The 17,769-nt window shown below is 44.4% G+C and carries 14 protein-coding genes; 11 read left to right on the top strand and 3 right to left on the bottom strand.

Going from position 1 to position 17,769, the window contains the following annotated elements; translation table 11 throughout:
- Nucleotides 1–165 (top strand): hypothetical protein, encoded by a 165-nt coding sequence (locus PCAR9_RS05845; protein ID WP_179982797.1) that lies wholly within the window; start codon nt 1–3, stop codon nt 163–165.
- Between the two features lie 100 nt (nt 166–265).
- On the opposite strand, the gene PCAR9_RS05840 is transcribed toward PCAR9_RS05845, so the two are convergent.
- From PCAR9_RS05840 to fadI, 3 genes are all read right to left on the bottom strand, one after another.
- Entirely contained in the window at nt 266–463 is a 198-nt protein-coding gene (locus PCAR9_RS05840; protein WP_179982796.1) for a hypothetical protein, read from the bottom strand.
- A gap of 207 nt (nt 464–670) precedes the next feature.
- Nucleotides 671–2,812 carry a fatty acid oxidation complex subunit alpha FadJ gene (gene fadJ, locus PCAR9_RS05835; RefSeq protein ID WP_179985162.1) on the bottom strand — a complete coding sequence of 714 codons (2,142 nt, stop codon included), beginning with the start codon at nt 2,810–2,812 and terminating at the stop codon, nt 671–673.
- Between the two features lie 19 nt (nt 2,813–2,831).
- The gene (gene fadI, locus PCAR9_RS05830) at nt 2,832–4,142 is read right to left on the bottom strand and encodes an acetyl-CoA C-acyltransferase FadI (RefSeq protein WP_105931863.1); all 1,311 of its coding nucleotides are present in this window, start codon (nt 4,140–4,142) and stop codon (nt 2,832–2,834) included.
- 472 nt (nt 4,143–4,614) lie between these two features.
- Here fadI and PCAR9_RS05825 point away from each other — a divergent pair, with 472 nt between their 5' ends.
- From PCAR9_RS05825 to PCAR9_RS05780, 10 genes are all read left to right on the top strand, one after another.
- Entirely contained in the window at nt 4,615–5,571 is a 957-nt protein-coding gene (locus tag PCAR9_RS05825; RefSeq protein ID WP_179982795.1) for an AAA family ATPase, read from the top strand.
- A gap of 3 nt (nt 5,572–5,574) precedes the next feature.
- The gene (locus PCAR9_RS05820; RefSeq protein WP_179982794.1) at nt 5,575–6,549 is read left to right on the top strand and encodes a DUF58 domain-containing protein; all 975 of its coding nucleotides are present in this window, start codon (nt 5,575–5,577) and stop codon (nt 6,547–6,549) included.
- The gene (locus tag PCAR9_RS05815; protein ID WP_179982793.1) at nt 6,549–7,169 is read left to right on the top strand and encodes a DUF4381 domain-containing protein; all 621 of its coding nucleotides are present in this window, start codon (nt 6,549–6,551) and stop codon (nt 7,167–7,169) included. The genes PCAR9_RS05820 and PCAR9_RS05815 overlap by 1 nt, the downstream gene beginning before the upstream one ends.
- The gene (locus PCAR9_RS05810) at nt 7,162–8,238 is read left to right on the top strand and encodes a vWA domain-containing protein (protein ID WP_179982792.1); all 1,077 of its coding nucleotides are present in this window, start codon (nt 7,162–7,164) and stop codon (nt 8,236–8,238) included. Before PCAR9_RS05815 ends, PCAR9_RS05810 begins: the two co-directional genes overlap by 8 nt.
- The gene (locus PCAR9_RS05805) at nt 8,238–10,283 is read left to right on the top strand and encodes a vWA domain-containing protein (RefSeq protein ID WP_179982791.1); all 2,046 of its coding nucleotides are present in this window, start codon (nt 8,238–8,240) and stop codon (nt 10,281–10,283) included. The genes PCAR9_RS05810 and PCAR9_RS05805 overlap by 1 nt, the downstream gene beginning before the upstream one ends.
- Nucleotides 10,284–12,077 carry a BatD family protein gene (locus PCAR9_RS05800; RefSeq protein ID WP_179982790.1) on the top strand — a complete coding sequence of 598 codons (1,794 nt, stop codon included), beginning with the start codon at nt 10,284–10,286 and terminating at the stop codon, nt 12,075–12,077.
- A gap of 203 nt (nt 12,078–12,280) precedes the next feature.
- The gene (locus PCAR9_RS05795) at nt 12,281–14,134 is read left to right on the top strand and encodes a DUF885 domain-containing protein (RefSeq protein WP_179982789.1); all 1,854 of its coding nucleotides are present in this window, start codon (nt 12,281–12,283) and stop codon (nt 14,132–14,134) included.
- Nucleotides 14,135–14,251: 117 nt separating this feature from the next.
- Nucleotides 14,252–14,809 (top strand): sigma-70 family RNA polymerase sigma factor, encoded by a 558-nt coding sequence (locus PCAR9_RS05790; protein ID WP_179982788.1) that lies wholly within the window; start codon nt 14,252–14,254, stop codon nt 14,807–14,809.
- The gene (locus PCAR9_RS05785; protein WP_179982787.1) at nt 14,802–15,506 is read left to right on the top strand and encodes a DUF3379 family protein; all 705 of its coding nucleotides are present in this window, start codon (nt 14,802–14,804) and stop codon (nt 15,504–15,506) included. The genes PCAR9_RS05790 and PCAR9_RS05785 overlap by 8 nt, the downstream gene beginning before the upstream one ends.
- Nucleotides 15,507–15,701: 195 nt before the next feature.
- Nucleotides 15,702–17,663: a GGDEF domain-containing protein gene (locus tag PCAR9_RS05780; RefSeq protein ID WP_179982786.1), complete on the top strand. Its 1,962-nt coding sequence runs from the start codon at nt 15,702–15,704 to the stop codon at nt 17,661–17,663.
- Nucleotides 17,664–17,769: the final 106 nt, after the last annotated feature.

The raw sequence follows: 17,769 nt of genomic DNA, 5'->3' as shown, positions 1-17,769 counted from the left end.
ATGTTAAAAGAGTACGCAGTTGCACTAGTACTTTCTACCGCTACCCCAGTTGCTGCCGACAAACTAGAAGGCGCTAAGCAGGCTCCTGAGTCGCAAAAAGAAACCACTACTCAGCCAGAGTACGTAAGACCTAAAACTGGCGGCGGAAGCGGCGTAGGCTTCTAATTTGAAGTTGAAACGATTTTCAAAAAAAAGAGAGTGCTTACTCTCTTTTTTATACCTGAAAATTAGAGCCCGTCGTTAGTGGGTAACGTAATCGGTATGTCTATGCTGCAATATAAATATTATTAAACCCTACTGCATTGCGCCAATGCATGTGGCGAGAGATAGAGAACATAGGTAACAAGATTGGACCTAACACAAAACCCGCTATTGCCCACTTCTTCGCATTCATTCCCCATTTAAACGCTTCTACATAAAAGTACAGAGAAAAGATAACGCTTAGTACTACGAGTGAAATCACACTGCCTCCAGCTGTTTAATCTAGTTATGTGAAGTTTCTTGTTTCCAACAATTATCCAAGTTAACCCATTGATAATTGACGCCAACAATTTGACACGTCTATTTTTTAATCACGCGAATTCTACCCAAAATAGAACAATAAACCAGCAAAAATATATATTAGACATAAAAAAACCGGGCAAAGCCCGGCTTTTAACATTTTACAAACTTAACTGTAAAAGGTTTGATCGTTTTCTGCCATTTTTACTAACACATCAGCAGGTGCAAATTTATCACCTACGGCGGTAGCATAATGGTTTAAACGAGCGACAAGGTGTTTGATTCCCAGAGTGTCCATGTAGCGGAACGGGCCGCCTAAGAATGGAGGGAAGCCAATACCAAAGATAGCACCAATGTCGCCGTCGCGGGCATTACGGATAACACCTTCATCAAGACAGCGTGCCGCTTCATTTAACATCATAAGCACGCAACGTTCAGCAACTTCTTTTTCGCTTAGCTTAGCAGACGGTGATAGCCCAAGTAATTCGTAGATTGACTCATCCACTTCTTTACCTGGTTTCTTACCCTCGTATGAATAAAACCCTTTTTGGTTCTTCTTACCTTTTCTGCCATCCGCCAGCACTTTATCGAAAGCACTTGGCGCAGTGAAGCGCTCGCCGAATGCCTCTACAAGGAATGGAATAATCTTAGTACCAACATCAATGCCCACTTCATCAAGTAGTTTCACAGGGCCCACAGGGAAGCCAAACTTAACCAAAGACTTGTCGATGTGTTCAATTGGCTCACCATCAAGAATCAAGTTTGCCGCTTCGTTCATATAAGGCGCCAAAATACGATTCACGTAGAAACCCGCACCGTCTTTAACAACAACTGGCGTTTTGCCTTGCTTCTTAGCGAACTCTACCGTAGATGAAATGACTTGGTCCGACGTTTTATCGTGAGCGATAACTTCAGCCAACGGCATTTTGTCTACAGGGGAAAAGTAATGAAGACCAATCACGTTTTCAGGGCGTGCTGCTTTAGCTGCAATTTGTGTAATAGGAATAGACGAGGTGTTAGACGCGAAAATCGTGCTTTCTTTGCAGTTTTCTTCAATATCCGCCACCATCTTCTGTTTAAGATCTAGGTCTTCAAATACTGCTTCAACCACGATATCCGCATCTTGGTAGCCGCTGTAATCCAGTGTACCGGTAAGAAGCGCTAACTGCTTCTGCATTTCGCTGTTGCGCATGAAACGCTTCTTCACCTTTTTGTTTAAGATGTCGTAGCTGTATTTCATTGCGTTCGCGATGCCATCGGCACGTACGTCTTTAATACGCACAGGTACACCGGCTTTAGTCGAGGTTACATAAGCGATACCACCGCCCATCAAGCCGCCACCAAGCACACCTACTTTCTTCATCTTTTCAGGCTTAACACCTTCAACGCCGTTTTCTTTCTTCATTTCAGTTGTAGCAAAGAAAATCTGACGAAGTTGGAAAGATTCTGGCGTCATCACTAGCTTACCAAAGGCTTCTGCTTCGGCTCTAAGCCCCGCTTTCATGCCTTCGTTCATGCCTGTTTCAATAACGTCGATAATGTAACCCGGCGCAGGATAGTTACCTTTGGTTTTAGCAAACGTCGCTTCACGGGCTTTTTTGAACATCATGTTACGGCCTGGGCCCGTTTTTTCTAACATTTTGTCCATAGCGCTTTTTTGCGGTGCGTCACGTTCTGGCTTGCGTTTAAGGGCAAATTGCTCTGCCACTTTCAAAAGTACGCTATGGGGAACAACTTCATCAACAATGCCGTATTTTTTAGCTTGTTTAGCGCGTGCAGGTGAGCCAGTAAGCATCATCTTCATTGCTTGCTGAATGCCAATTAGGCGTGGAAGGCGCTGTGTACCACCACTGCCTGGCAACAAGCCGAGCTGCACTTCCGGTAGACCTACCTGAGTACTAGGTGAATCGGTACATACGCGATAGTGACATGCAAGCGCAAGCTCTAAACCACCACCTAACGCTGGGCCATGGATAGCCGCAACGAAAGTAGCCTTCATGTTCTCGATTCTATCGAAAATAGCTTGGCCGCCAGCGGCGATAGTTGTGGCGTCTTCAGCGGTTTTACACGCTGCTAGCATGGTGATATCGGCACCCGCTACAAATGAGCTTGGCTTACCGCTCGTTAGCACAACACCTTTAATGCTGCTGTCGCGCTCAATGTCGTCAAGCATGGCAGAAATTTCGTCGCCAAATTCAGCTTTAAGTGTATTCATGCTCTCGCCAGGTACATCCATGCTGAGAATAGCAACGCCATTATCTTGCTTGGTTAACGTAAATGCACCTGATGTAGGCTGAACTTCATTTGTCATATCTTGTTCCTGACTCATATTATTCTGTCTCCACAATCATTGCGGCACCAAGACCGCCCGCAGCACATGCAGTCAATAGACCTGTACCACCGCCACGACGATTTAGTTCGTTAAGCATTTGCGTGATCATACGTGTACCGGTTGCAGCAAACGGGTGACCATAGGCGATTGAACTACCCATCACGTTAAACTTGTCCATATCAATTTCGCCCGTCGCTTTGTCGCGGCCAAGTTTCTCTTTAGCGAACTTGTCACTTGCGAACATCTTAACGTTTGCCAAGGTTTGCGCTGCGAACGCTTCGTGCATTTCAATTAGTGTTAAGTCATTTAGCGTCATGCCTGCACGGTCTAACGCAATAGGTGTCGCGTATGACGGACCCATTAACATGTCTTCCCATACGTCAATGGCCGAGAACGCGTAGCTCTTAATGTAACCAAGCGGCGTATAACCTAGCTCTTTCGCTCGACTTTCTGTCATCATAAGCACTGCAGAAGCGCCATCGGTAAGCGGTGTAGCGTTTGCAGCGGTTACCGAGCCGTACTTTTTATCGAAAACTGGGCGAAGTTTCGCGTAGCCTTCAAGCTTTGAATCGAAACGTACGTTGTTATCGCGCTCAAGCGCGCCTTTGTACGGTTCTGCGTAAGCGGTCATCACTTCACTAGACAGCTTACCTGCTTCCCAGCTTTCAGCCGCTAGGCTGTGCGAGCGATGCGCAAGCTTGTCTTGCTCTTCGCGAGAAATTTGATGCGTTTTCGCCATTTGCTCTGCTGTCTGTCCCATCGACAAACCGGTAGAATACTCAGCAACAGCAGGAGGTACTGGCGCTAAGTCTTTTAAGCTCAAACGCTTAAAGATGTTTAGCTTTTGACCAAGAGTCTTGGTTTTCTGTAAATCTACCAAAGCACGTGCAAGGTTCTTAGACACACCGATAGGTGATACTGATGTTGAATCTGCACCACCTGCGATACCCACCTGAACCGTACCAGCCATCATGCTTTCAGCGATGTTGACCGTAGACTGAAAACTTGTGGCACAAGCGCGAGATACGCTATAAGCATCAGTGTGAACATTCATGCCTGTACCAAGCACGATTTCGCGGGCAATGTTTGGCGCCTCAGGCATTTGTACTACCTGACCGTAAACTACCTGGTCAACCCACTCTTTTTGAACACCATGGCGAACGAGAAGTTCGTTTACGACCATTTTACCTAGATCAACAGCCGGAACACCGTGGAAATATGTAGCCATCTTCGCAAACGGAGTACGCAACCCCGCGACAATGGCGATGCGATCACCCTCTCGGGTAGTAACTGATTGTTTTGTTGCCATAATGCACCTAAATTGATGACCAACTTTATTATTAGCTAATAGCTGTAAAGTGGTCTGACCTGTAATAAACCTGATTTTTACAAACAATGAACAAAATAGCAAATAATGCAGGGCTAAGGGCAATATAAATGAAACTAAAGTTTACCTGAGCAGTTCAAATCATCGTTAAAACTTCCACTTGCCTTCTATAAATACGCCCTGGTGGCCCGAGTAACTTGTTAATGCCCTCACAAATATCGCATTTTTATTACTATTTAACGACTTGAAGAAAGATAGAATGAACCATATATGGAAATTAAAGTCTGTTTTGTGTCATTGTGGCTAATGTAAAGAGTGCCGAAGGTAAAGTGTGACTAGTGTAAAGTTAATTAATTCACTTTTTACTAAGGCGATCACTTTTTAATAGATTAGTTAACCCTATTGTCCAACTGACACTTCCTGATAACGAGAACTCAAACGGAAATTTTGCATTATGGCAGCAGCGCAATTTCAACAGTTACACGCTTATTTAGACCAGCAGATCATTGGTCAGAGTGCGTTAACCAAAAGCCTTCTAATCGCTCTTTTGGCCGATGGCCACCTTCTAGTGGAAGGCCCACCAGGACTTGCAAAAACACGTGCAATTAATGCGTTAGCTAACGGTATTGACGGTGATTTCCATCGTGTGCAGTTCACGCCAGACCTTTTACCGGCCGACTTAACCGGGACAGACATTTATCGCCCCGAAACCGGCGAGTTTGTTTTCCAGAAAGGGCCGCTTTTTCATAACCTAGTGTTAGCAGATGAAATTAACCGTGCTCCAGCCAAAGTGCAATCTGCGCTGCTCGAAGCTATGGCTGAACGCCAAATTACCGTGGGCAGTAAAACTTACCCCCTGCCCCCGCTATTTTTAGTTATGGCAACGCAAAACCCATTAGAGCAAGAAGGAACGTACCCGTTACCTGAAGCGCAGCTTGACCGTTTCTTAATGCACGTGGACATAGATTATCCAGGTGCAGAGACTGAATTAGAAATACTGCGTTTAACTCGAGGCGAAGCGCTTTCAGAGCCGCCTATTACACCGCCTACGCTAACTCAAGATGATATTTTCACATCTCGTAAAGAAGCCTTGTCCTTATACATGGCGCCAGAGTTAGAGCAATACTTGGTACAATTAATAATGGCGACTCGTCAGCCAGCGAGTTTTGATGCAGAATTAGGCCAGTGGATAGCGATGGGAACAAGTCCTCGCGCCACCATTAGCCTAGACCGCTGTGCACGGGCCCACGCTTGGCTTAGCGGTAGAGATTTCGTAGGCCCTGACGACATTCAAGCCGTGGTTCATAACGTACTTCGCCATCGTATTATCTTGTCTTATCAAGCTGAGGCAGAAGGTATAACGATTAACGACGTACTCGATAAGATTGTTGCTACTGTCGCAGTTCCTTAAGCTATGGTGAATGTACAAGCGCAGCTGAGTAAGCTGCAATGTAACGGTGTCTCTTTGTCTAGTGCAGAGTTACTTCGCTACCAGCAGTTGGCCAAGCTTTTTAGCTTGGCGCCAAAACGCATGCCACAGGCTAAACTTGCTGGGAGTTATTTAACCAAGCACAAAGGCCGAGGTATGGAGTTTGACGAGGCCCGTCACTACCAACCCGGGGACGATATTCGCGCTATTGATTGGCGCGTTACCGCGCGCACGGGTAAAACCCACACCAAAGTATATCGGGAAGAGCGGGAGCGCCCGGTTTTTCTTTTTTGTGATTATCTGCCCTCAATGGCCTTTGGTACGCAACTGCTTACCAAAGCCGTTCAGGCCGCCCATGTATCCTCATTGATTAGCTGGTCTGCTGCGGCCCGCGGCGATAAGGTTGGCGCATTAGTATTTAACCAACAACAGCACAAAGAAATTAAACCCCTTACTCGGAAAAAAGCCGTACTTCACGTTTGTCATGAGCTCATGGCATTACATGAACAAAGCACACCGTTTAAAGCTGACAAAGCAAAAGACGAACAAGCTTTTGCTGATGCTTGTGCGCGTGCAAGGCGTTTAGCTAGACCAGGAAGCTTAGTTTATCTGGTATCAGATTTTCAGCATTTAAGCGCCCAGGCTATTCAGCATTTAAGTCACTTAACGCGCCACTGTGAAGTTAGGGCTATTGTGATCCATGACCCGATAGAGCATGCCTTGCCACAAACCAGTTCACTGCAAACCGTTAGTGTTTCAGATGGTAACAATCAACAGCGCTGGGTATTAGGTGACAATACCGAACAGCAGCAATATTTAAAATGGCGAAATGAACACAACAGCGCAATTTACGATACGTTGCGCAAAACTAACATCGCCAGATTCAGTGTGAGTGCCGGCCTTCCGTTAGATGAACAGCTTCAAAGTATGCAACAAGAACAACGGTTGGAGCTTAATTAATGCAAAGCAATAACCTTTCTACTCATTTTTTATCAAACCTTTTACCTAAGTCAGTACAGTCAATGCCGCCTGCAAATCAAATGCCGGCAGCACCTCAGCAGCAAGACCCCCTCGCCCAGCTGCGCGATATACACGTGCCTAATGAGGTCAGTATTTGGCCATTAGATTGGGGATGGTGGGTACTTATCGCTGTGGTTTTATTAGTGTTATTTGGTCTCTATAAAGCTATTTCTGCTCACGTACGGCATAACAAGCCTCGTAAGCAAGCATTAGCATTGCTTGAATCAATTTCAGCACAACAAAGTAATTGGCCGGTAGCCCTAAACTCTATTTTGAAGCGCACCGCTATAAGCTATTACTCTACTCAACAGGTTGCTGGGCTATACGGCAAACAATGGCAAGCGTTCTTAACATCTGCTCTAAAAAGTCGTGATAACAAACTTGAAGCTGACTTAGCATTATTGATAAGCAATGTTTACCAAGCTAGCCCTAACCCAAATGACTTTGAAACCTGCAAAGGGGCGGTAAAAAGTTGGCTTTCGAAAGCAAAGCTCCCGAAAAATATGCGGACGGTGAATGGCCTTTCCTCTGAAAGTGTAAAGGAGCCGCATCATGCTTAATTTTGCTTGGTGGTGGGTCTTCTTTGCGCTCCCTTTACCAATTTTGGTACGCCTACTGTCTAAAAAAGCCCAAGACATGCCTATGGCCGCGCTGCGGGTTCCTAGTTTGCGACCTGGCGATGTATCGGAACAAACCCAATTAAAACAAACCAAAATACCGCTAGTAGCAAGTAGCTTGATATGGCTTTTGCTGGTAACAGCTGCCGCACGGCCTCAATGGTTAGGTGAACCTGTGAGCATACCTAATGAAGGCCGGGAAATGATGTTAGCGGTGGATTTATCTGGCAGTATGAAGATAGACGACATGCAGCTAAATGGAAGGCAAGTTAACCGTTTAACCATGACCAAATCAGTCGTGTATGACTTTATTCAGCGCCGCGTGGGCGACAGGATTGGATTGATTTTATTTGCCGATACCGCATATGTCCAAGCGCCGCTTACCTATGACAGAGACACCGTTTCAACACTTCTCAGTGAAGCTGTAATTGGCTTAGTTGGAGAACAAACTGCCATAGGTGACGCCATCGGTTTAGCAGTGAAGCGCTTTGACGAACGGGAAGAATCAAATAATGTGTTGATTCTACTCACCGATGGACAAAACACCGCAGGAAATATTACGCCTGAGCAAGCTAAAGAATTGGCTATAAGTAAAGGTGTGAAGGTTTACACTATTGGCGTGGGCGCCGACAAAATGCTGATCCAAAGCTTTTTCGGCAGCCGACAGATAAACCCGTCGCAAGAACTTGATGAAGGCATGTTAACTGATATTGCTACCGCCACGGGCGGCCAATACTTTAGGGCTAGAAATGCCCAAGAGCTTCAAGCTATTTATCAACAGCTTGATGCGCTTGAACCTATCGAAGGTGAAACTCGTAAAATGCGCCCATTAAGCGCACTGTTTTACTACCCCCTAGCGGCTGCGATTTTATTGTCAGCGCTGTGGGCTTTTATCATTATTTCTATGTCTTTATATCGTTGGTTCATACAAAAGCGAAATAACACGTCAACGCAACAGCTAAATTCGGCTAACGCAGCACAAGCAACTCAAACAAATAGGGAGACGAAATAATGGATTTCGACTTCTTAAATCAATTTCACTTTCTACGCCCCGAATGGTTTATGGCACTTGTGCCCCTGATGCTGCTTGTGGTTTTAATTAGAAAAACCACAGCTAAACAGTCTGGCTGGCAATCGGTGATCCCTTCGCACCTGTATCAACATATGGTGATAGGAAAGACCGAAATGGGCGTAAAGCCGCCAATGTGGATGCTGGCTTTTGTGTGGGTTGTAAGTGTTACAGCTCTCGCCGGCCCAACGTGGGAGCGTCTCCCTCAACCGGTATATCAGCTAAAAATGGGGCACGTTATAGTAATAGATATGTCGCTTTCGATGCGTGCAACCGATATGACGCCAGACAGACTGACAAGGGCTAAATACAAAGCCATAGACTTAGTCAACGCTATCGGCGAGGGTGAAATGGGCTTGGTTGCTTATGCCGGCGATGCGTTTGTTATAAGCCCTTTGACCGAAGATGCTGGGAATATTACCACGCTAATACCCAGCCTTTCCCCCGAGATCATGCCCGTACCCGGAAGCGACCCATTGTTAGGGATTGAAAGTGCTGCTGAACTGCTAACAAATGCGGGTTATAACTCAGGCATAATCTACTGGATTACTGACGGTATAGAGTTAGAGCAACAACAAGAACTTCAAGAATATGTAGCATCTGTTCCTTTTACGGTAAATGCACTTACCGTTGGCACAAGTGAAGGCGCGCCTATTAGGCAGCAAAGCGGTGAACTATTAAAAGACTTCACTGGCAGCATTGTTATACCCAAGCTAAATGAAAGCGCGGTGAAAGGCGTAGTAAAAACTAGCGGCGGTCGCTTTGAGTCCTTTACTTCTAACGACAATGATATTGATGCTCTAGCCGCGGTATCACTGCTAGATAAAGGCAGCAGTGAAGAGGACGAGGAAGAGAGTAATTTGCAGGGAGATCAGTGGAAAGAAGTTGGCCCTTACTTATTGCTGCTACTTCTACCATTTGCGGCCTTTGCGTTTAAACGCGGATTAGTATTTATCGTATTGGTTGGCCTGCTAAGCCCTTCAATAGTTAAAAACGCCCACGCTGCACAAAGTATAGGTACATCTCAGGCCGCTCAGTCTATTCCAAGCTCGAAAATGGTGGAAGAGTCTACGCCAGCAACAGTAAATAAACCTGAACCGCTTGCATGGTGGCAAAAGCCATTTATGAATGATAATCAGGAAGCTTTGAATAAATACCAGAGAGGTAAATACAAAGACGCCGTTAGCCAGTTCAATAGCGAAGCGTGGAAGGCATCATCCCTTTTTAAGTCAGGTGACTATGAAGGTGCTTTAAATGCTTACAAAAATATTCCAGGTGCTGAAAGCCTTTACAATCAGGGCAATGCGTTGGCCAAACTCGGAAAGCTTGAAGAAGCGATAGAGAAGTACGAGCAGGCTTTGGACGAAGCATCTGAGTTCGAGGACGCGAAAATCAATAAAAAAGTTGTTGAGGATTTACTGAAACAGCAGCAACAACAAGATCAGCAGCAGAATCAGAGCGAAAATAGTAACGATGACCAACAAGACAACGCTCAAGATAATAGCCAAGATAGCGCTAATAACGATCAGCAGCAGTCAGAAGATCAGAATAATCAGGATGGTTCAAGCGATCAAAATGGCCAGCAAAATGAAAGTGAGCGCCAACAGTCTGATCAAAACCAGCAGCCTTCTAATGATGAACAACAAAATGATGGGGATAATTCTCAACAGCAAAATCAGCCAGAGACGAGCGACCAGAACGAGCCATCAGACACACAGCAACAAAACGAAGAGTTAGAAAAGCGTGATAATACGCAGCAAAATAATGCGCAAGCGCAAGAAGACGAACAAAAAGCACAGCGGGAAGCTCAAGCAATGCAAGGTCAAGAAGCCGAGCTTACCGATGCAGAAAAAGAAGAACTACAGCGAATGGAAGGTTTAATGCGTCGCGTGCCCGACGATCCGGCATTTTTATTAAAACGAAAAATGCAATTAGAAGCACAAAAACGTCAGCGTCAACGTATGCCTTCAAACCGGAGTGATTGGTAGATGAGAGCCTTATTACAATCTACAGGAATAATTTTTTTACTAACCCTACTCGTTAGCGCGGCTGCCTATGCCGATGTAAATTCAGTTGAAGCAACCATCGACCGAAATCCGGTTATGCTTGATGAAGCTATTCGTTTAACCATTACCGCCGATGGAAGCGCCGATAGAGACGCATTTGACAGCTCTCCCCTATTAAAAGACTTTGTAGTGGGCAGGACATCGGTAAGTAGCCAAACGTCTATCGTCAATTTCGACACTAAGCGCACTACGGTTTGGACGACCACGTTATTCCCTCGAAAAGAAGGTACGTTCACTATTCCTTCGTTAACTATTGAAGGGAAATCAACAAAGCCTATTCAAGTTGAAGTTATTCCTGTTCAAGAACAGAGCAACGTGGCCCGAGACTATTTTGTTACTACAGATATCGATTTAAACGAGGCCTATTTAAACCAACAACTGCTGTACACTGTTAAGCTTTTTCTCTCTAGTAATATTGAGCGGGGCAGTCTGCAAGCGCCAGAAATGCAGAATGCGGAAATTACTCAGCTAGGTGAAGATAAACAGTATACCGATATTGTAAACGGCAGACGGTATCAGATTATTGAGCGTCAATTTGCTGTTGTCCCTCAAGCTTCAGGAGAGTTCACGCTAAGGGGCCCCATCTTTACCGGTGAAGTTATGGCGGCTAATACAAACCAGCGTTTTGGCTTCTTTAATCGTACCCAGCAAATTAATCGTGTTGGTCCTGACATTACGGTAAACATTAAGCCTATCCCTCAGGGAATTGACTATCCTTGGTTGCCTTCAGAAATGGTTCGAGTTGACGAAGAGTGGCCGCAAGGAGATAACTTTGTCGCAGGAGAACCGGTAACACGCATAGTTACGCTAACCGCGTTGGGCGTAGTAGAAGAACAGCTTCCTGATATTCCTGAGTTTTATCCGCCGAACTTTAAGTTATATCCAGATCAATCAAATACAACCACTGTTGAAAAAGACCAGAGTTTAATTTCACAGCGCCAAACGTCTTTGGCAATTATTCCAACACAGCCTGGCGACTTTGTTTTGCCTGAAATTACTATTCCTTGGTTTAATACGCTTACTCAAAAAACTGAGTATGCAACAATTCCAGCTCGCTCTATTACGGTAGTACCGGCAACGAGCAGCAGTAACCCAAGCAACACTGCACCTACAAGCAATGAGACCGTAGACGATACTCAAAGTGGTTTACCGTCAAAAGCGATTGAGCCCGATGTAGATTCGAGTAAAGAAGGCAAACCGTCTGATAGCACTGCTGATGACACTAGTATTAGTGAAAAAACACAGCTTGATTGGGTTGTGAGCGTTGTACTACTTGCACTTTTGCTGGTCGCGCTTATCGGGTGGTTGCTCACCTATAGAAAGCTCAAACAGACTCAGTTGGCTGGGCTTACTGACAGTACTAAACCGCGCTTCAATGTTACAGCGGCACTAGATGAGAAAGCCCAATATCAAAGGCTGATGGCAGTGATAAAAGCAAAAGATACTAGCTCAGTACCACTTACTCTTAAACAATGGATAAACGCACTAACTGCCGGTAAAGCACATCTTTCACAGTTTGATGGAGTCAACACCGCTGTTGATGAGCTTTACGCACTGCGCTTCTCAGCTAGTCAAACTGATAAACGTGCTCAATCGGAACAAATATCTAAGGCATTAGAAAAACTTACCAATGAAATAAAGCAGGCTCGCAGCAAATGGCAACAAACAGGAGCAAAAAATAGCCACACGCTATCTAACTTGTATCCTGCTTCATAAAACGCATTTCATTTGCTAATACACGGAAACCTGCGTAATTAAAGCCCTTGTATAGAGCTGTATGACAGCCGCAAGGGTTTTGATAGCATTACCTCTGGTTAATATTCAGCATGAGTCTTGGTATTTAATACCTTTTAAAGGCTCAAAAGTCCAAAATACTTGTAGCCTATAAAAATAATCAATTAAACGCGACGGGGAATAGAATGAAGAAAACACTATTAAAGCTAACGCCAATTGCGTTGGCAGTTACCACATTAACAGCTTGTTCGCCAGCAAGTGAAACCGCGCAAACAGCGCCAGAGCCTATTAAAACAGAACAGCCAGCAGGCCAATCAGAGTCCGAGCGTTTAAGTGCTTTTTTTGAACGTACTTTTGAAGAAGACCTTAAACGCTCGCCCCTATTCCAAAGTTATCTCGGAAAAAAGTGGGATTACGACAAGTGGGATGACATTAGTGATGAAGAAGCCGATGCTCGTGTAGCTATCGCCAAAAACCGTTTAGAAAAGCTTAATAGTTTCGACACCGGCAAGTTAAGCGAACAAGAAAAGTTAAGCTTGCGCCTTTATAAGCTTGGCATTGAACGTGATTTAGCCAACGACGAATTTAGACATCACCGCTACATTGTGCATCAGTTCCGCGCTGCGCATACACAAGTACCTAGCTTTCTTATTAATATTCACAGCGTGAAAAGCAAAGAAGATGCCCAGGCATATATTGGTCGTTTAGACAATGTACGCACCTACTTTGACCAAGTCATAGAACAGATGAAGGTGCGTGAAAAAGCTGGTGTATTCCCACCGGCCTGGGCTTATGATCAAATGATTGATGCGTCTAAAAACGTGATTACCGGCGCACCGTTCGACTCTAGCGAGACACCTTCAACGATTTGGGAAGATTTTCAAAACAAAGTAAACAACCTTGATATTACAGAAGCTGAAAAAACCACGCTGCTAGGTGAAGCAAAAGCCGCTTTGGTAACGTCGGTCATGCCATCGTACGAAAAGTTTATTGAAGAACTAGCCCACCAGCGTGAAGTAACCCCTGAAGGCGATGGTGTATGGCGCTTACCTAACGGCGATAAGTGGTATCAAAATCGCCTTAACTGGTTTACTACTACGGACCTTACTGCTGAAGAAGTCCATCAAATTGGCCTAGACAATGTAGAGCGTATACACAACGCAATGCGTGATATTATGAAACAGGTGAAATTTGAGGGTACACTGCAAGAGTTTTTTGTTTTCATGCGTGAAGACGAACAATTCTATTTACCTTCAACAGATGAAGGCAGACAGCAATATCTTGATATGGCCAAAACCGCCATAGACGAAATGCGAGAAGCTATTCCTGAGTACTTTGGTATTCTCCCAGAAGCGCCAATGATTGTTAAACGCGTCGAAGCATTCCGCGAACAGTCTGCGGGCAAAGCATTTTACCAAAGTCCAGCGCAAGACGGCAGCCGCCCAGGCATTTACTATGCAAACCTATATGATATGAAAGCGATGCCGACGTATCAGCTAGAGGCGCTGGCCTATCACGAAGGCATTCCTGGTCACCACATGCAGCGTGCCATTGCGCAAGAGCTTGAAGGTGTACCACAATTCCAAAAATTCTTGAGCTTTACCGCGTACACAGAAGGCTGGGGGCTGTATACCGAGGAACTCGCAAAAGACATGGGCTTTTATGAAGACCCGTATTCTGATTTCGGTCGCCTAGCCATGGAACTATGGCGAGCTTGCAGGCTTGTAGTTGATACGGGTATTCACGCGAAGAAGTGGACCCGTGAAGAGGCTGTAGATTACCTCATCGAAAATACGCCAAACCCTGAATATGACGCGCAAAAAGCAATTGAACGCTATATTGCCATGCCAGGACAAGCCACTGCCTATATGATTGGCAAACTAAAAATCATGGAGCTTAGAGCGCATGCTCAAACTGAACTTGGTGATAAGTTTGATTGGAAAGGCTTCCATGATGAGGTGATAAAATACGGTCCAGTACCACTTTCTATTTTAGAAGAAAATATCAACGCCTGGATTGCCACTCAAAAAGGTGCTTAGTATTCCTTAATAAGTGCTCTGATCACTGGAACTAAAAATAAAAACGCGCCTTTCGGATAACGAAATGGCGCGTTTTTTGTGCCATAGTGAAAATTCTTTAAGTTTTTGGATTTTTTTATGTTTGGGCGAAATAAATCCGACAGTGGTCAGGTCTTATCGGATATGAAAGCAAAACACCAAAGATATGAAGCACTGGTAAAGGCATTCCACGCCGACATTTACCGCTATGCATTCTGGCTTATTAAAGACCAGAGCATTGCTGAAGATGTTGTACAGGAAACGTTTCTACGTGCGTGGCGATCGTTAGACGCCCTAAATGATGAAAAGGCGGCAAAGTCGTGGTTAATAACCATTCTTCGTCGTGAGAATGCCCGCAGGTTCGAGCGCAAGCAATTCGACACGGTCGATATTGACGATTGTCATATACAAGATGACACCCAACATGCAGACGGCGATCTGAAAGACAGAGAGCTTCAGCGACTGTTAGGTGGGCTAAGTGTTGAATACCGCGAACCCTTAATCCTTCAATTGATTTTCGGGTTCAGTGGTGAAGAGATTGCCAACCAATTAGGGCTCAATAAAAACACAGTAATGACGCGTTTATTTAGAGCGAGAAACCAGCTGAAAGAGGCATTAGAGAAACAAAATGAACAGAGAGGTCGTATAAATGGATGAGTTAGAATTTAGGCGTCGAATCTACGCCGATCCAGAAACGACTGACAGTGATGTTGTAGAAGCAGCGAAAGCGGATGAAAGCAAACGCAGTTTCTGGAATGAACAAAAGCAGTTAGATAAGCAATTAAAGCAAGCCTTAAAAGTCGATGTGCCAGAGGACCTAGCTAGTAAGCTCATTTGGCAACAGTCGACTGACGAGTTCAATCGCTACAAACGCCGAAGTCGTTGGTATTTGGCGATGGCCGCATCCGTTGCTTTTACTATAGGCATAGGACTTACCATGTGGTATCACCAACCGCTTAGTATTGGTGGTCAAGCGCTAGCGCATATGCAGTACGCCGAAATGGAAACTGCACATTCGCTACTTCCAGCTGATTTGAATATGGTAAATGCAAAATTGGCAAGCTTTGGCGGTAGTTTTAGTGAGATGCTTGATGGTGTTGAAGTGGTGAACTATTGTCACTTAAGTACAGTGAGAAGCCTGCACCTTATCGTTGATACGCCACAAGGGAAAATGTCGGTATTTGTTGTACCTGAACGCGGTGATGTCACTGTACCTAGCGAATTTTCTGACGACCAGTACCACGGCGAAAGTATCAAAATGAGACACGCCAATGTCATGATAGTGGGCGACAAAGATGCTGACCTGAGTGAAATGAAAAAAGCCGTATCCGAAAGGATTCAATTTTCGGCCTAGAAAAAAGCCTACTCCCCGTTCCAAAAAAGTGCTGACTTTACGCACTTCCCTTCGTCGGCCCACTGTGGCCGATTTTTTTTGCCTAAATTTAAGGTGAAAACATGCGCAATAAAACTTATACTTTAGGATTAAAACAACCGTTTTAATTTTCAGCAAACATTTCAGCTTATCCGCAGTATAGAGGTAGCAAATTCAATGGCCGCTTGGTGTCGTTTTACAAGGGGGAAGTTTTGTCTACTTTTCATCATTTTCTTCAGTCACTCACTTCATGCACAGTTAGACAACAGTTCTGAGAAGTTGAGGCTTAAAAAGCTAGATGCTTATAGTCGGTTAGCAGCAGTAACTATCTATAACTGGAATAATCAATCTGATATTGATAATGACCAGATAAAAGCCAAAATCGAAGACTTACAAATTCAATCTGATGATAGTAGTGAAGGCATAATCTTTAGACATTTATTGGCTACGGGAACAGCTAACGAAACGGAAGCTCCTCGAGTTCCAATATACGTTAAGTCACCTTTGCTTGAGAACCATTGGAACGAGCTAAAGTCGCTCAATACAGATTTGTATGCTGCCGCAAGGGCGTATTATATCTATGCCAGAGCAGTTAACGACTTTGACCGGTCTTCACTGCGAATCAATGTTACAGTGCCAGCGCTCAAGCGCTTAAAGCGCGAAGTTCTGGAAACGGGCAGCAAAACAGCAACTGCTATAGCTAGCATATGGCTGTCAATGGAGCTCACGCTAGCCAATCCTATTCAAGCAATTAATGAATTAGAATATGCGCTCCCCCATTTGCCTGCGCGAGCTTCTTCACGAACTCTTGAGAATGCGTTAAGTAGCGCTACTGCACACGAGTGGCTTCGTATCGCTTTTACAGAGCTATCGGTACCGAGTAGAGCTTATTCTCACTCAATGAAGATAATCGAGCAAAGTAACCTCAAAGATGGTTCTGTTACGTGGGCATACTTTACTTCGATTGATTCTCTTCTTCTCCAAAATAAATATGACGACGCCCTGCTGACCTCAAATACGGCCATTAAATTTGTAAAAAATAGAAATTCAGAATTTGAGATGTTTTTAAGTTTATATCAAAAATTGCGAGTGCTTGTAACGGGGTTTCAGCAAACTCATGATAGTGAAATCCGCTCAGTTATAAACAAGATGGAGGCGATAGATAATGTTCAGATAAAAACTCAAGCAGAGGAGCTTTTTTATCTTTATCAGTCTTATAAAGCTATTGCTAAACGTAATAAAAAAGAGCTTTATGAAGCAACTAACGGGTATACAAAAGCCATGCTAGATACCCTGCCATCTAAGGAATTTAGAGCTAAGCACCTGCTAAGAAAAGAGCTTGAACTTATAAGAATTTACGATACTGCAGGCATTTACGAAAAAGCCTATGAGCATTCAAAAGTATACAACCAACTTCTCTTCGAAAAGAACACGGAGCAATTTCAGTTTTCTTCGCCTGACTTCTCAAATAGCATCGCGAAGGATATTGAGCTTGTCTATTATAGACAAAAAGAGATCAACGCCCTACGAGACGAAAAAGAAGGGCTATCCACCGATAAGGAGGCAATGAAAACCACCATTTTTGCGCTTATTGTCACTATTCTTCTTATACTCGCTATGTGGCTTTGGATTTCTAAACGGCAAAGTGAATTACTCGCAGAGCGAGACTCACTCACCGGAGCCCTCACTCGTCGCGCGATGTTGAATAGCCTTAAGAAGTCACTTAAAGGCGACAATACATCATGCATAGCGCTGCTTGATGTTGATAACTTTAAAAAAATCAACGATAGATATGGTCACACGGTAGGCGACGAAGTGTTAACTACGCTCACCCGAATCATCCAAAATAGAATTAGAAAATCAGATAAGCTTTGCCGATATGGTGGTGAAGAATTTTTGATCTACTTTTCTGACTCCGATGAACAATCGGCCAAGCGCATACTCGATGAGTTAAATGTTGCGCTTTCTCACCAAAAAAACTGGACGCATACCAATAAGAAGTTTTCAGTTAGCTTTTCTTCGGGGCTGCTGAATGTCCGCGGAGAAACCAATTTGGATACTATTATTAAAGCCTGTGATGAGCTTCTCTACAAAGCAAAAAGGTCTGGGCGCGCGCGAGTAGAATCTTTCGCGTATTAAAAATTTTGCCAAACTTTATTTACCTCTAGCCGTATAGAAAACAAGCAAGGTCGCTGACTGACGTAGAGACTCTAGGTCATAGGTGTTAGCATGAAATAAAAAACAT

Origin of the sequence: Alteromonas macleodii (assembly GCF_903772925.1) — a bacterium.
In the GTDB taxonomy this organism is placed as follows: Bacteria; Pseudomonadota; Gammaproteobacteria; order Enterobacterales; family Alteromonadaceae; genus Alteromonas; species Alteromonas macleodii_A.
The sequence above is the reverse complement of the archived record's forward strand: the minus strand, read 5'-3'. Positions and strand labels throughout refer to the sequence as shown.